The 14524-nt window shown below is 74.4% G+C and carries 16 protein-coding genes; 7 read left to right on the top strand and 9 right to left on the bottom strand.

The features are described 5' to 3' along the window. Nucleotides 1-91 precede the first annotated feature (91 nt). Both ACFYPH_RS25320 and ACFYPH_RS25325 read right to left on the bottom strand, forming a co-directional pair. Nucleotides 92-673: an SLATT domain-containing protein gene (locus ACFYPH_RS25320; protein WP_354856113.1), complete on the bottom strand. Its 582-nt coding sequence runs from the start codon at nucleotides 671-673 to the stop codon at nucleotides 92-94. Between the two features lie 16 nt (nucleotides 674-689). Then, nucleotides 690-1424: a hypothetical protein gene (locus ACFYPH_RS25325; RefSeq protein WP_354856114.1), complete on the bottom strand. Its 735-nt coding sequence runs from the start codon at nucleotides 1422-1424 to the stop codon at nucleotides 690-692. Between the two features lie 152 nt (nucleotides 1425-1576). Here ACFYPH_RS25325 and ACFYPH_RS25330 point away from each other — a divergent pair, with 152 nt between their 5' ends. The 3 genes from ACFYPH_RS25330 (at nucleotide 1577) to ACFYPH_RS25340 (ending at nucleotide 4114) form a co-directional block, all read left to right on the top strand. Next, a complete protein-coding gene (locus tag ACFYPH_RS25330; RefSeq protein WP_355069184.1) occupies nucleotides 1577-2347 on the top strand; it encodes an HAD family hydrolase in 771 nt (256 codons plus the stop codon). Nucleotides 2348-2415: 68 nt separating this feature from the next. Next, nucleotides 2416-3108 (top strand): response regulator transcription factor, encoded by a 693-nt coding sequence (locus ACFYPH_RS25335; RefSeq protein ID WP_007461060.1) that lies wholly within the window; start codon nucleotides 2416-2418, stop codon nucleotides 3106-3108. Then, nucleotides 3101-4114 (top strand): HAMP domain-containing sensor histidine kinase, encoded by a 1014-nt coding sequence (locus ACFYPH_RS25340; protein ID WP_354856116.1) that lies wholly within the window; start codon nucleotides 3101-3103, stop codon nucleotides 4112-4114. The genes ACFYPH_RS25335 and ACFYPH_RS25340 overlap by 8 nt, the downstream gene beginning before the upstream one ends. A 12-nt stretch (nucleotides 4115-4126) precedes the next feature. Here the strand turns inward: ACFYPH_RS25340 and ACFYPH_RS25345 are convergent, their stop codons facing one another. From ACFYPH_RS25345 to ACFYPH_RS25355, 3 genes are read right to left on the bottom strand one after another with little or no spacing between them, the layout of a single operon-like run. Continuing rightward, nucleotides 4127-4861: a class I SAM-dependent methyltransferase gene (locus tag ACFYPH_RS25345; RefSeq protein ID WP_387185129.1), complete on the bottom strand. Its 735-nt coding sequence runs from the start codon at nucleotides 4859-4861 to the stop codon at nucleotides 4127-4129. Next, nucleotides 4858-5538, bottom strand: coding sequence for a DUF2064 domain-containing protein (locus ACFYPH_RS25350; protein ID WP_354860863.1), 681 nt, complete (start codon nucleotides 5536-5538; stop codon nucleotides 4858-4860). Before ACFYPH_RS25350 ends, ACFYPH_RS25345 begins: the two co-directional genes overlap by 4 nt. After that, nucleotides 5535-6209: a glycosyltransferase family 2 protein gene (locus tag ACFYPH_RS25355; protein WP_354860861.1), complete on the bottom strand. Its 675-nt coding sequence runs from the start codon at nucleotides 6207-6209 to the stop codon at nucleotides 5535-5537. The genes ACFYPH_RS25350 and ACFYPH_RS25355 overlap by 4 nt, the downstream gene beginning before the upstream one ends. Before the next feature lie 145 nt (nucleotides 6210-6354). On the opposite strand from ACFYPH_RS25355, the gene ACFYPH_RS25360 reads away from it, so the two are divergent. Continuing rightward, nucleotides 6355-7848 (top strand): hypothetical protein, encoded by a 1494-nt coding sequence (locus ACFYPH_RS25360; RefSeq protein ID WP_387185132.1) that lies wholly within the window; start codon nucleotides 6355-6357, stop codon nucleotides 7846-7848. A 378-nt stretch (nucleotides 7849-8226) separates the two neighbouring features. Here ACFYPH_RS25360 and ACFYPH_RS25365 read toward each other — a convergent pair whose 3' ends face one another. Beyond that, on the bottom strand, nucleotides 8227-9291 hold the full coding sequence (locus ACFYPH_RS25365) for an NAD-dependent epimerase/dehydratase family protein (protein ID WP_355069211.1): 1065 nt from the start codon (nucleotides 9289-9291) through the stop codon (nucleotides 8227-8229). 237 nt (nucleotides 9292-9528) lie between these two features. Here ACFYPH_RS25365 and ACFYPH_RS25370 point away from each other — a divergent pair, with 237 nt between their 5' ends. Both ACFYPH_RS25370 and ACFYPH_RS25375 read left to right on the top strand, forming a co-directional pair. After that, a complete protein-coding gene (locus ACFYPH_RS25370; protein ID WP_387185135.1) occupies nucleotides 9529-10896 on the top strand; it encodes a molybdopterin-dependent oxidoreductase in 1368 nt (455 codons plus the stop codon). After that, nucleotides 10889-11419 (top strand): hypothetical protein, encoded by a 531-nt coding sequence (locus ACFYPH_RS25375; protein ID WP_387185138.1) that lies wholly within the window; start codon nucleotides 10889-10891, stop codon nucleotides 11417-11419. Before ACFYPH_RS25370 ends, ACFYPH_RS25375 begins: the two co-directional genes overlap by 8 nt. A 42-nt stretch (nucleotides 11420-11461) precedes the next feature. On the opposite strand, the gene ACFYPH_RS25380 is transcribed toward ACFYPH_RS25375, so the two are convergent. Further along, complete coding sequence (locus tag ACFYPH_RS25380) at nucleotides 11462-11878, bottom strand: SgcJ/EcaC family oxidoreductase (RefSeq protein ID WP_387185141.1); 417 nt, start codon at nucleotides 11876-11878, stop codon at nucleotides 11462-11464. Nucleotides 11879-12090: 212 nt separating this feature from the next. Between ACFYPH_RS25380 and ACFYPH_RS25385 the strand changes: the two genes are divergently transcribed. After that, the gene (locus ACFYPH_RS25385) at nucleotides 12091-13062 is read left to right on the top strand and encodes an RNA polymerase subunit sigma-70 (protein ID WP_387185144.1); all 972 of its coding nucleotides are present in this window, start codon (nucleotides 12091-12093) and stop codon (nucleotides 13060-13062) included. Between the two features lie 10 nt (nucleotides 13063-13072). On the opposite strand, the gene ACFYPH_RS25390 is transcribed toward ACFYPH_RS25385, so the two are convergent. Then, nucleotides 13073-13765, bottom strand: coding sequence for a dihydrofolate reductase family protein (locus ACFYPH_RS25390; RefSeq protein WP_354860850.1), 693 nt, complete (start codon nucleotides 13763-13765; stop codon nucleotides 13073-13075). Further along, nucleotides 13762-14475 (bottom strand): GTP cyclohydrolase II, encoded by a 714-nt coding sequence (ribA, locus tag ACFYPH_RS25395; protein ID WP_387185147.1) that lies wholly within the window; start codon nucleotides 14473-14475, stop codon nucleotides 13762-13764. Before ribA ends, ACFYPH_RS25390 begins: the two co-directional genes overlap by 4 nt. Nucleotides 14476-14524: the final 49 nt, after the last annotated feature.

A 14524-nucleotide genomic window follows, 5' to 3' on the forward strand; every position in this document is an offset into this window, starting at 1 on the left:
AGTTCTAGCTTGGTCGCTGAACCAACTACCGGAGACCTCTTCAATTAGCGACCACCGCCACGCCCAATATCGAGGCCCTACGAAACACGGCCTAGTTCGATCCCGCACCGACCTCCTTGGGCCCGGTGTCGAGCGCGAGCGCATCGGACTCCGCCGCACGGCGCTCGTCGAACGGCGTGAACAGGACGTTCTGCCGCGGTTTGGCGGACAGATCCCGGACTGCCCGACGCTTCACACGGGCAGGTATGGTCAGCGAACCCTGGGCCAGGTCATCCATTTGTTTCTTGATGGCACCGAGCGCGTCCCGCAGATCAGAGTCACGTCCGGGTGGGATCGCCATGATCTGTTCCAACTCCCGGCGGATGGCGCCGTACCTGGCCGAATCCGCGCGGTAGCGATCGGCCCGCTGCTCGAAGCGGAGGAACGTCTGGAGACTGGACAGGACCACGGAACACAGACTCAGGACACCGGTCGCGATCCGTATCCAGAGTGCCGGGTCGGCCGCGAGGGTTGCGAAGATTCCCGTGCTCACGACGGCGGAGAGCGCGATCGTCGTGCCGCCGATCAGGCTGTTCAGGCGGGAGTAGTGGTTACCGGTGTCGTACTGCACACGCTGACTCTGCCTGCTGCGTCGATGCCAGTCGGCGATGAGCTTCTTGGTCGAGTCGTCCATTCCCGACCTCCGGATGTCAAGAAGTGCCCGCGCTCAGGCGGTCACGCAACCGCCGGTGTCGTTCTTCGACGGGCGCTGCGAAGACGAACCTGTTCTTCTGGGGCGAGAAGCAGAGGTCTCCCGCAGCGTCCTTGAGGAACACCGCCTCAAGTTTCGGCTTCTCGATGAACTCGCCGGGATCGAGCAGGAACGCCGCGCGCGTGTAGGCGCCGGCATCGACCTGGTAATAGATGGTCAACAGGTCGACGAAGGGCCCCGGCTCGGCACGACCACCGACGGACGCCATGGTCGTGATCCGGTCGCAGGACTCGTCCAGAGAGATCTTCTCCCGCACGTACAGACCGAGGGCGTCGTCGGACAGGAGCCCTCGGCAGATGGCCCACTCCCGATCACTGATCGGCAGCGCGTCCCGCAGATCCGACCAGACCGCCAGGGTGTATTCGTGCTGCAGGCCCTTCTGCTCCTCGGCCAGAGCGCGGGGCTTACCGATGTCGTGAAGGCACAGCATGAGTCGGAGCGCCCGCAGCCGCAGGCCAAGCGGCAGCGGGACGGCACTGAACCACTTTTCGAACAGGGAACAGACCATGATCGTGTGGTCCCGGAGCGAATAGTCACGCTTTCGGGAATTCCTTCCCCGGAGCTGTTCCTCGATCGCCGGAATGGTGGCCAGAACGCCCAGAGCGCGCTCGGGAAGGTACGCCGCGTCATCGACCAGGCCCTCAAGTCGCGAGCGGACGACCGAATGATCCAACTGAACCTCCCACCGTGCCCCTACGGCGTGCCCTACGCCTAGCTTGCAGCGACACCGATGAGTAGGCAAGGCGACCCTGCTCCACATCCTCCGAAACGGTCGACCTCGTGCTCGCCTCCCCTTCCCGTGCGTACTGGTGCAGGATTGCCGACATGCTTCGCTCACCTCGCGCGCTCCTGCTGGACTTCGGTGGCGTCTTGGTCGACGCGCCGCCACAGCCCCCGGCGCCGCCCGCGCTGGTCGACCGGTTCTCGCACCTCCTGGGTGGGCTGGTCTCCGACGCGCAGATCGCCGCCGACCTGAGCGAGGGCACGACCGCGTACGCGCATTGGCGTGACGAGGTGGGCACGACAGGCGACCCGGTCGAGCTGCCGCACGCGCGGGTATGGGCCGAGTTCGTGACGCCACGATGGCCGCCTGCGGCCCGTGCGGCCGTCGAGCGGGAGGCGACCGCACTGGCGTACGCCTGGACCTCGCGAGCCGAGTGGGAGGTCCGCCCGGGCATCCCGGAGGCGCTGCGTGCCGCCGCTGCTGCCGGCCTGCGGCTGGCGGTGGTCAGCAACACGCTGTGCGGCGCCGCCCACCGGGACTACCTGAACACCGCCGGCTTGTCCGAGCTGTTCGCCGCCGAGTTCTACAGCGACGAAGCCGGGCCCCGCAAACCCAACCCACAGCTCGCCCTTCTGGCGGCGCGGGCCATCGACGTGTCCATCGACGAATGCTGGTTCGTGGGTGACACCGTGCACCGGGACATCGCCTGTGCCCGCCGCGCCGGTGCTCAGGCGGCGATCCTCATGCGGTCGCCCCGGACCGACCGGGAGCCGCCACATCCCGAACTCGTTCCCGATGCCGTGATCGAGGACGGGCACGGTCTGCTCGCGCTGCTTCGACAGGTGTGGGGCACGGCGGTCGCGGCACCGTAAGCGAACCGCAAGATCTGCCCCTGCGGGGCCGTCGGCTCCGCTGGCTAGGCTGGCCCGGGAGGTGGCCGGTGGCGCAGCGGGTGCTCGTGGTTGACGACGATCGCACCGTCAGCGACGTGGTGTGCCGCTACCTGGAGCACGCCGGGTACGAGGTGAGCCACGTCGGGGACGGGCTGGCCGCCCTGGAGGCCGTCCAGGACCGGCCGCCGCACCTGGTCGTGCTGGACCTGATGCTCCCCGGGCTGGACGGGTTGCAGGTGTGCCGGCGGCTGCGGGAGCGGCCGGACGGCGTACCTATCATCATGCTGACCGCACGCGGCGACGAGGCGGACCGGGTGCTCGGCCTGCAACTGGGCGCCGACGACTACCTGGGCAAACCGTTCTCTCCGCGCGAGCTGGTGCTGCGGGTCGGTTCGGTGCTGCGTCGGGCCGGTGAGCCGGCCGCGCCGGCAGCCGAGCTGCTGGCCGACGCGGGGCTGGAGGTGGCCACCGGGCCACGGATCGCCCGGCTGCACGGCCGCGAGCTGGCCCTGACATTGCGCGAGTTCGATCTGCTGGCACACCTCATGCGGCACCCGACGCGGGCGTTCAAACGCACCGAGCTGCTGGAACGGGTGTGGGGGTGGAACTTCGGCGACCAGTCCACGGTGACCGTGCACGTGCGACGGCTGCGGGAGAAGATCGAGGACGACCCGGCCGAGCCGCGACGGATCGTCACGGTCTGGGGCGTCGGCTACCGGTACGAGCCAGCCGATGCGTGACCTGGCGCTGATCTTCGGAGCGGCGCTCACGGCCGCGCTCGGCGTGGGCCTGCTGGGCGCGCTCACCCTGCGGCTGCTGCGCCACCGGTCGATCACCGTGCACGTGTGCGTCCTGCTCACCGTCACCGTGGCCGCCGTGGTGGCCGGAGTGGTGGTGGTCGCCCAGGCGATGTTCCTGTCTCCGCACGACCTCCAGGTCGTCCTGCTCACCGTCGCCGCGGCGGCGGTCGTGAGCCTCGGCGTCGGCTGGTACTTCGGGCGGCGACTGGCCGTGGCCGCGGTCTGGGCGGCCCAGGCCCGGGAGCGGGAACGGCGGGTCGAGAAGGGCCGCCGGGACCTGGTGGCCTGGGTGTCACACGACCTGCGGACGCCGCTGGCCGGCCTGCGGGCGATGGCCGAGGCGCTGGAGGACCGGGTGGTCGACGACCCGGAGACGGTCGCCGAGTACCACCGGCGGATCCGCCTGCAGACCGACCGGATGACCCGACTCGTCGACGACCTGTTCGAGCTGTCCCGGATCAACGCCGGGGCGCTGCGCCTGACACTGTCGGCGGTGCCGCTCGGTGAGGTGGTCTCCGACGCGTTGGCCGGCACCGCGCCGCTGGCCAAGGCCCGCCGCATCCGCCTGGTGGCCGCCGAGTCGGGCTGGCCCACCGTGCTGGCCAGCGAGCCCGAGCTGGCCCGGGTCGTGGGCAACCTGCTGCTCAACGCGGTGCACTACACGCCGAGCGACGGCACGGTACGGGTGGACGCCGGATGCGAGAGCGACGCCGCCTGGCTGGCGATCGCCGACACCTGCGGCGGCATTCCGGAAGACGACCTGCCCCGGCTGTTCGACGTGGCGTTCCGGGGTGAGCCGGCCCGTACGCCCCGCTCCGGTGGGGAGGGCTCCGGCGGGCTGGGGCTGGCGATCGTGCGCGGCCTGGTCGAGGCGCACGGCGGCCGGGTGGACGTGCAGAACGTCGTCGGCGGCTGCCGATTCGTGGTCCGCCTCCCGACGGCCTGACGCCCCGCGGCGTCAGCGTCCCGCTGCCAGCTCGCCGAACCAGCGTCGCCCCCGCCGGAAGACGTCCCGCACCGCCAGGCCGGCGGCGTCGGCGACCGGGTGCACGGCGCGCGCGTCCAGCCGGGCCCAGCGGAACGCCGGGCCGAGCAGCAACCGGCCGGCGCGCTGCTCGGCGGCCACCCGGGCCAGGCCCTGCCACAGCCCCGCGCCGGGCGGCTCCAGCTCGACCAGCACCGTGCCATCGGGTGCGAGCAGCTCCCGGCAGCGGCGCAGCAGCGCGACCGGTTCACCGCCGATGCCGATGTTCCCGTCGATCAGCACCGCGTGCGCCCACCGGCCCTCGCCGGGCAGCGGCTCGAACAGGTCGCCGTGCACCGCCACCGCGCCCCGGGCCCGCGTCAGCCGCACCGCCGTCGCGGAGACGTCCACACCGACCGCCGTCCGCCCGGCCCGGGTCAGCGCCACGGTGAGCCGCCCCGGCCCGCAACCGAGGTCGAGTGTCGGCCCGGCGCACCGCTCGACCAGCCCGGCGACCGCCGGCTCGGCCGGTCCGTGCCAGCGGTCCACCGGTAGCCGGCTGCGGACACCGTCGCCGTGCACGAGCCACCGCCTCCGGGCCGCACGGTCGGCGAGGGCGGCAGCGAACGGATCCGCCCCCGTGCCCGCCGACGACCCGTCGTGCCCACGCGGCGGCACCGCAGGCGACGTCGACAGCGCCTCGATCGGGGCGGTGTCGACGGGGTTCACCGCCGACCTCCCGGCTGCAGGGCGAGGCGGACCGCCGCGACCTGTCGGGCGAACCGACCCTCGGGCGCCTCGACGGCCACCGCGAGGGCGTCGGACCACTCGTCGACGTCGCGCAGCACCGGCAACGGCGCGGTACGCAGGCCGCGCCCGGTCAGGGCCGCCCACGTGTCGTGGCCGGTGTCCGGCGTCGACATCGGCACGTCGCGCAACACCCGGGCGTGCCGGGGGTCGCGCAGCCCGAGCGACCACCAGCCGCCGTCGCGCGCCCGGCCGAGCACCGCGTCGGTGGCGCCCAGCCGCACCACCGCCGCGGCCAGCCCGGTCGGCGTCACCTGCGGGGTGTCCATCCCGATCTGGAGCACCGGCCGACCCGGGTACGCCGCCGCGACCTCGGCGTACGCGTTGGCGAGCCGATCGCCCAGGCCGACGCCGCGCTGGTCGAGCACCACCCAGCCGGCCAGCGCGGCGGTCAACGCGGCGGCGTCCTCCGCCTCGGTCAGCCGACCCGTCCAGGCCAGCACCGGCGTGACACCGGGGGTGGCGCGGACGGCGTCGAGGGTGTCGCGCAGCGCGGCGGCCGCGATCCGGGCCGCCTGCGCCGGGGTGGCCGGTGGGCAGAGCCGCGTCTTCACCGCCCCCGCGACTGGCGCCTTGGCGACCACCAACAGGACGGTCACCGGGGGCCCTCCACGGTACGCAGCACCCCGGCGAAGTCACGGGTCGCGCGCAGGGTGCCGCGCACCGAACCGGACACCTTGGACCGGGTGCCGGCGGCCCGGGGCGCGTAGGTGACGTCCAGCTCGTAGATCCGCCAGCCGGCGGCGGCGGCCCGGATCAGCAGTTCGAGGGGGTAGCCGAAGGCCCGGTCGGTGACGCCGAGGTCGAGCAGCGCCTCCCGGCGGGCCACCCGGATCGGGCTGAGGTCCCGCAGCGGTACGCCCCGACGGCGCAGCAGCGCGGCGACCAGCGCCGTACCGGCGCGGGCGTGCCACGGCCACACCCCGGCCCCGACCGGCCGTCGCCGGCCCACGCTGAGGTCGGCGGTGCCGGCCAGCACCGGGGCGACCAGGGCCGGCAACTCGGTGGGATCGAACGACCCGTCGGCGTCGAGGACGCACACCACCTCGGCGTCGGCGGCCTCCAGGCCGGCGTGCACCGCCGCGCCGTAGCCGCGCCGGGGCTCGTGCACCACCCGGGCGCCGTGCCGCGCGGCCACCTCGGGCGAGCCGTCGCGCGAGCCGTTGTCCACCACGATGGCCCGGTAGCCGGGCGGCAGCGCGGTCAGCACGCCGGGCAGGGCGGCCGCCTCGTCCAGGCAGGGCAGCACCACGTCGATCTCAGTCGGCATACCGCCGACGCTAGGGCGGCAAGCCCGCGGCGGAGGCCGAAATGTGCTTACCGAACCCTTACCACCTGGGCATTTCTTACCGTCCGGTGACGGGCCGCCGATTGGCGAGCGCGAGGGCGGGCTGTCGCCGTACCGTCCGGTGGTCATGGCCTCGACCACCACTCTCGCCGCCGCCCCCGGGCGGACCCCGCCCCGCCGCCGGGCCGGGGACCTCCTGGTGCTGGGCGTGGAGGCGGCGCTGCTCGCCGCCGCCGTGCTGGTGGGCGCCCTGCTCAACGCGCGTGGCGCCGGGCTGCACGCCGACGCCGCTCCGCTGTACGCGACGTGGCGGCCGCACGTCGGCTGGGGCAGCCCCGCCGCGCTGGCCGTAGCGGTCGCGGTGGTGGGGTGGGGAGCGCGGTGGGCCCGCACCGCCCGGTGGGGTGTCCTGCTGGCTGCCGCGTGGCTGACCGCGGTCGCCTGGACGTTGTCGTTGGCCCTGGTGGACGGCTGGACGGCGGGGCTGACCCGGCGGCTCACCCCGCAGGCCGAGTACCTGCACGAGGTCCCCGGGGTGACCGACATCCCGGCGATGCTGGCCGGCTTCACCGGCCGGATCGTCGACTTCCAACCCGACGCGTGGTCCACCCACACCGCCGGGCACCCTCCGGGCGCGCTGCTCATCTTCGTCTGGCTGGACCGCATCGGCCTCGGCGGAGGCGCCGCCGCCGCGCTGGCCTGCGTGCTGGTCGGCGCCACGGTCGCGGTGTCGGTGCCGGTGACCCTGCGGGCGCTCGGCGCGCCCGACGCGGCCCGCGCGGTGCTCCCGTTCCTGGTGCTGCTGCCGGGGGCGGTCTGGGTGGGCGCCTCGGCCGACGGCATCTTCGCCGCCGTGGTCGCGGCCGGCCTGGCGCTGCTGGCGGTCCGTGGCCGCGTCGCCGCTCTGGCCGGCGGGGCGGTGCTCGGGTTCGCGCTGTACCTGTCGTACGGGTTCCTCCTGGTCGGCGTGCTCGCGCTGGCCGTGGTGACGCTGCGCCGTACGCACCGTGGGGGCGCGCTGCTCGCCGCCGCCGTCGGGGTCGCGGCCGTGACGGCGGCCTTCAGCGCGGCGGGCTTTCACTGGTGGGTCGGCTACCAGTTGGTCGTCGAGCGGTACTACCAGGGCTGGGCCGCCGACCGCCCGTACGCCTACTGGGTGTGGGCCAACCTGGCCGCGCTGCTGCTCAGCGCCGGGCCCGTGCTCGGGCCGGCGCTGCGCCGCGTGCTGCCGGCCGCACGGTCGCCGTGGCCAGGGCTGCGCGCGGCGCTGCCGGCGCGTGCCCCCACCCCGCCGGGCGGACCGGCGCCGGGTGGGCCGCGCTTCGGGCCGGGCGCGGCCGCGCGCGGGTGGCGGGCCGTCGGCCGGCTGGCCACGCCTGCGGCAGCAGCGGTACGCGCAGCCGGCCCCACCGTGCTGCTACCGCTGGCCGCCCTGGTGGCGGTGCTCGGCGCGGACCTGTCCGGGCTGAGCAAGGCCGAGGTGGAGCGGATCTGGCTGCCGTTCGTCGTGTGGCTGCTGGTGGCCACCGCCCGCCTGCCGACGGGGTCCCGGCGCTGGTGGCTGGCCGCGCAGGCGCTCACCGCGCTGGCCGTCAACCACCTGGTCTGGACTGTCTCCTGACCACCCCGGCCGCACCGCCCCGGCCACACCGCCGCACCGCCCGGCCGCGCCGCAACCCGCGCCGCACCGCCGCACCGCCCGGCCGCGCCGCAACCCGCGCCGCACCGCCCGGCCGCGCCGCCACCCGCGCCGCCCGGCCTGCCACTCCGTTGAGCGGTATGACTGTGAGTCATAAATATGACTCACAGTCATACCGCTCATTGTCGGTACCCGCTCGTCGCGCGCGCCGACCACCGCGAGCCACCACCGCCGGAGCGAGCACCCCCGCCCGAGCGAGCACCCCCGCCGGCCAAGCACACCGCGCCGCGCGAGCATCACCGCCGCGCGTACCACTCGGCGTGGACCAGCGGCGGGCGGCGGGCGGCGGGCGGCGGGCGGTCAGCCTGCGACGGCGGCTGGTTCCCGTAGCGGGTCGGTGGCGAAGCCGGCCACGCCCTCGGCGAAGCCGACCCGGGCCGTGTAGCCGAGCAGTTCCACGGCCCGGCGGGGGTCGGCGACCACGTGCCGCACGTCGGCCGCGCGGGCCCCACCCACCACCTGCGGGGCCGGCCCGCCCATCGCCTCGGCCAGGGTGACCGCCAGCTCTCCGACCGTGTGCGGCTCGCCCGAGCAGACGTTCACCGGCACCAGCGTGGCCGGCGGCGCGCTGCTGGTGAGGGCCAGCAGGTTGGCCCGCGCCACGTCGGTGACGTGCACGAAGTCGCGCCGTTGCCGGCCGTCCTCCAACACCCGCGGCGCCACGCCGGCCGCCAGCGCCGACCGGAAGATCGATGCCACTCCGGCGTACGGGGTGTCGCGGGGCATCCGGGGGCCGTAGACGTTGTGGTACCGCAGCGCCCACACGGCGCCGCCGGTCTGCCGGGCCCAGGCGGCGGCCAGGTGCTCCTGGGCGAGCTTGCTCGCGGCGTACGTGCTGCGGGGTTCCAACGGCGCGTCCTCCGGCACGAGCACCGGATCGAGTCCGCGGCCGCAGTGTGGGCAGGTCGGGTCGTACCGGCCGGCCGTCACGTCCTCGGGCCGGCGGGGCGCGGGGCGCACCGTGGCATGCTCGGGGCAGGCGTAGCGCCCCTCCCCGTAGACCACCATCGAGCTGGCCAGCACCAACCGACCGATCCCCGCCCGGTGCAGCGCCGCCAGCAGCACCGCCGTGCCGTAGTCGTTGTGCGTGACGTAGTCGGGGGCGTCCGACGGATCGAGGCCGTGGCCGACCATCGCCGCCTGGTGACAGACCGCGTCCACGCCGGTCAGCAGCCGGTCCAGCAGAGGGCCGTCCCGGACGTCGCCGCGGACCACCTGGTGCCCGCGTGACCAGGCAGGCAGCTCGCCGCCGTGTGCCTGGGGCAGCAGCGCGTCCAGCGCCACCACCTCGTGGCCCTGCTCCACGAGCAGGTCGACGACCTGCGACCCGATGAACCCGGCCGCGCCGGTGACCAGTACGCGCATGCCGGTCACGGTAGGGCGGACGGGACGCCCGGCGGGCCGGTTCGGCGGACCCGTAAGGAGTTCGCAACAGCTCGGCGGGCGCCGACGCCCCGGTAAGCGTTCGGTAATGCGATAAACCCGGCCCGGCCGTACCCCTGCGGTCTAACCTGCCGGCAGTGCCCGCCACCGGCCCACGCGCCCGGCCGGGCCGACCGGTGTGGACGACAACGGCGCGTGACGGCGAGGAAGGGGCAGCGGGTGCCGGTTAGCAGACCCGGCCCGAGCGGCAGCGAAACCCGGGCAACGGACGCGGACGGCTACGGCGCTCCGCGCCGGCTCTGGCGCGGGCTGGCCCAGCACGGCCCACCGGGTGTGGACGCCGTCAAACGGAGCTGGCGCAGCCCGTTGCGCGGCCCCTGGCTCACCGCCGTCTACGGGTCGGTGCTGCTGGTGGCGCTGCCACTGGTGATCATCACCGGGCTGCTCGACTACGCCGCCTACAGCCCGCAGTTCGACCAGGCGTTCCCGGCGAACGTGGGCTGGCTGCGGCTGCCCGCCTTCGACTGGCCGACCCGGCCGTCCTGGCTGTTCCGGGTCACCCAGGGGCTGCACGTGACGCTCGGCATCGTGCTCGTCCCGGTGGTGCTGGGCAAGCTGTGGTCGGTGCTGCCGAAGCTGTTCGACTGGCCGCCGGCGCGCTCGCTGGCCCAGGTGCTGGAACGACTGACCCTGCTGCTGCTGGTCGGCGGGATCCTGTTCCAGATCGCCACCGGCCTGCTCAACATCCAGTACTCGTACGTGTTCGGCTTCGACTTCTACACCGCCCACTACTTCGGGGCCTGGATCTTCACCGGCGCCTTCGTGGCGCACGTGATCATCAAGTTTCCCCGGCTGGTGACCGCGCTGCGGTCCCGCCCGCTGGGCACGGAACTGCGCACCCCGCGCGCCGCGACACGACCCGAGCCGCCCGACCCGGACGGCCTGGTCGCCGCCGAACCTGGGCCGGCCACGGTCAGCCGGCGCGGCGCGGTCGGCCTGGTCGGCGGCGGGGCGCTGCTGCTGGCCGTCCTCACCATCGGGCAGAGCCTGGACGGCCCGCTGCGGCGCACCGCGCTGCTGCTGCCCCGCGGACGACAGCCCGGCACCGGGCCGAACGGCTTCCCGGTCAACCGCACCGTCGCCGCCGCCGGCGTACGCCCCGAGCAGACCGACGCGAGCTGGCGGCTGACGCTGCGCGGCGGCGGCCGGACCGTGACCCTGGACCGGCCCGGCCTGCTGGCCATGGCGCAGCACACCGCCGCCCTACCCATCTCCTGCGTGGAGGGCTGGTCCACCCGGCAGACCTGGACCGGCGTCCGTCTTCGTGACCTGGCCGCGCTCGCCGGGGTCGCGGACCCGGCCTCGGCGCGCGTGTCGTCGCTGGAGCAGGCCGGGCTGTTCCGCACGGCGGTGCTCGCCGCCAACCAGGTCCTCAATCCGGATTCGCTGCTCGCCCTGCGGGTCAACGGGGTCGACCTCGCCCCCGACCACGGCTACCCGGCTCGGGTCATCGTGCCGGCCCTGCCCGGGGTGCACTGCACGAAGTGGGTCACCGAGATCGACTTCCGGGGTCAGGCCGATGGCTGAGCGGGCCGGCGGACGGGAGGGGCCGACGGAGGGACGGGCCGGACCGACGGCTGGGCGGGCCGGGCGGTGGCGGGCCGCCTACGGCGCCGCGCCGTGGCATTTCGTCCTGGTGACGGCGGCCATCGTGCTCGCCGGCTGGGTGGCGCTGCGGCTGGCGCAGGAGGCGACGTTCAGCCGGATGCTGCTGTGGTTCGTCGGCGCGGTCATCGCCCACGACCTGGTGCTGTTCCCGGTGTACGCGAGCGCCGACCGGGTGCTGCGCGCGGTGGTACGCGATCGTGTCACGCTGCTCAACCACCTGCGGATGCCGGCGCTCGGCACGGCGCTGCTGTTCGTGGTCTTCTCCCCCGGCATCCTGCGGTGGGGCGAGACCACCCACGAGGCGGCCTCCGGCCTGACCCAGCGGCCGTACCTGGTGCGCTGGTTGGTGCTCAGCGCGGCGCTCTTCCTGCTCAGCGGCGCGACGTACGGCCTGCGCGCGGCGTTGGGCCGGCGCGGTTCGGCGTCCCGCGCCCGGCGCTGACGGCCCCGGGCGCCCGGCCTGCCGGTCGGGCGCCCGCAGTGGTCAGGCCGCCGGCGCGTTGGCGTACGCCGCGACGGCCCAGGCGCCGTCCGTGCGGTGCAGGACCCAGGTGGCGTGCCGACGCCGCTCCGTCGGCAGCTCGTCCTCACCGGCCATCAGGATGCCGGCAGCGCTCACGACGATCGCGGTCTCTCCGAGCACTCGGATGTCCAGTGGCTCGTCGACCCCACGGGATCCCTTCAGCGGTCCGGCGAACCCGGCGGCCATGTGCGCCCGCACCGCCTCGCGGCCCTGGTGCAGCACACCGGGCATGACCACTGTGGCGTCCGGGCGGTAGAGGGCAGCGAAGGCGTCCGCGTCGTTGTCGCCCCAGGCGGCGTAGAGGCGCCGGAACAGGTCGAGGATGGCATCGGTGGCGGTTGGCGGGTCGCCTTTCGGGGCGAGCGAGGTGTTGCTCATGCGGGTGACCTCTCTGTCGGTGGCGCCGTCGATCCGACGCCGCGCTGGACGTGCCGCGCCGCACCAACGGGGCGCGGGCCGACGGCACGTCTCACAGGGGGATACCGGCGAGCGGCAGTGAACTCATCGCTGCCGGCGGTGGGCATTTCTCACCGCGCCCGCAGCTGGGCGGGGAGCGTGCCGCGCTGGCATGCTGCCGGTGGAGGTGGCGCATGGATGTGCTGGCGGGCGACGGTTTCGTGACGACGACGGCCGGGCTGCGACCCGAACTGCTGGCGCACTGCTACCGGATGCTGGGCGCCGTCGACGAGGCCGAGGATGTCGTCCAGGAGACGATGCTGAGGGCCTGGCGGGCGCGGGACCGCTACGACGCCGCCCGGGCCACGCCGCGTACCTGGCTCTACGCGATCGCCACCAACGCCTGCCTGACCGCGCTGGAGGGCCGCCGACGACGACCGCTGCCGACCGGTCTCGGCCCGGCCAGCGAGGACGCGGACGCGCCGCTGACTCCGCGCATGGACGTGCCCTGGCTCCAGCCGCTGCCGGACGCCCGGCTCACCGGCACGGATGACCCCCAGATGGTGGTGCAGCGGCGTAGCAGCCTGCGGTTGGCGCTGGTGGCGGCCCTGCAGCTGCTGCCGCCGCGGCAGCGCGCGGTGCTGATCCTGCGCGACGTGCTGCGGTTCAGCGCCGCCGAGGTGGCGGGGCAGCTGGGCACCTCGGTCGCCGGCGTCAACAGCGCCCTGCAGCGGGCACGCGCCGGGCTGGCCGACACCGGACTGCGCGACGACGCCGTGCGGGAGGCCGACGATCCCGAGGCACGCGCCACGGTGGACCGGTACGTGCGGGCGTTCGAGGCCGCCGACGTGCCCGCGCTGGTCGACCTGCTCACCGACACGGCGGTGTTGGAGATGCCGCCGGTCCCCCTCTGGTATTCGGGCCGGGCGGCGTACGGCCGGTTCATGTCCCGGGTTTTCGCCCTGCGGGGCCGTAACTGGCGGGTGCTGCCGACGGCGGCGAACGGTCAGCCGACCCTCGCCGCGTACTGTCGGCAGGACGGCCCGGGGTACCGCCTGCACACGGTGCAGGTGCTGACCGTCGTTCGGGCCAGGGTGGCGCACAACGTGGTCTTCCAGGACCCGGCGGTGCTGCGCGCCTTCGCTCTGCCGACCACACTGGGCTGAGCGGCGGGCGTCAGGTCTCGCCGAAGCGGTCGGAGAGCGCGTAGCGCAGCAGCACCACGTCGCCGATCTGACGGGCCTCGGCCAGCCGGGCGCGGCGACCCGCGTGCCAGGGGAAGCTTCCCTCGCCGACGAACCGGGGCGCCCGGCGGTCGCCGACGAAGAACGGGGCGACCACCAGGTGCAACTCGTCGGCGAGGCCCGCCGTGAGGAACTGCGCGTGCACCGTCCCGCCGCCCTCCACCATCAGCCGCCGCACACCCCGCGCCGCCAGGTCGGCGAGGACCCACCCCGGGTCGACCGGCTCGCCCCCGTCCACCACGGTGGCCAGCCGACCGACCCGCTCGCGGGTCTTGTCCAGCACACCGCTGGCGCAGTAGACCAGCCGGTCGGGATCGCCCGCGGTGAAGAACCGGGCGGTCGGATCGAGATCCCCCCGGGCGGTCAGGGTCACCTTGGTGGGCGAGGCGGGCCGCCCGCACGCCACCCGCTCGGCCCGGCGCCCGGCGGAGCGCACCAGCAGGCGCGGGTCGTCACGGCGGACCGTGGCGGCGCCGACCAGGATCGCGTCGCAGCTGGCCCGTACCGCGTCGACGCGGTCCAGGTCGTCCTCGTTGGACAGCAGCAGCCGCTGGTCGGAGGCGTCGTCGATGTACCCGTCGAGGGAGGCGGCGCAGCTCAGCAGCACGTACGGCCGGCTGATCATCGGGAGACGGGCCGGTCAGGGGTACGACCCGCCGGCGCCTCCGCCGCCTCGGTCTCCGCCGCCTCGGTCTGCGCCGCCTCGGTCTGCGCCGCCTTGGCGGCCTTCGCCGCGAGGTACTCGGCGTTGGCCGGGGAGAGGAAGATGCTGGTGGGGACGCGTTCGACGACGTCCACGCCGAGCCGGGTCAACTGCTCGGCCTTGTCCGGATTGCTGCTGAGCAGGCGCACGCGCGACACGCCGAGGGTGGCCAGCATCTGCGCGGCGGCGCTGTAGTCGCGCTCGTCCTCGCCCCGGCCCAGCGCCACGTTGGCCTGGTAGGTGTCCAGCCCGGCATCCTGCAGGGCGTACGCGTCGAGCTTGGCGTACAGGCCGATGCCCCGGCCCTCCTGGCGCAGGTAGAGCAGGAACCCACCGGTCTCGGCGATCCGCTGCACCGCCTCGCGCAGCTGCGGCCCGCAGTCGCAGCGCTGGCTGCCGAACACGTCACCGGTGAGGCACTCGCTGTGCGGGCGGACCAGCGGCGGCTCGCCACCGGCGGCGAGCCGGTCCAGCGCCCCGGCCCAGTCACCCAGGCCGAGAGCGAGGTGCTCCCGACCGTCGATGAGGCCCTTGAACGTGAACACCCGGACGGTGGTGGTGTAGCCGTCGGGAAACGCCAGCGGCACCGTGACCTGCGTACGGACCGTGGCGACCGGCAGTGCTTCGGGCATGGGACTCCTTTGTCCGGCGCCGCCAACAGGCGGCGACGCGTACCGTCTC

Source organism: Micromonospora sp. NPDC005252 (assembly GCF_042872475.1).
Lineage (GTDB): Bacteria > Actinomycetota > Actinomycetes > Mycobacteriales > Micromonosporaceae > Micromonospora.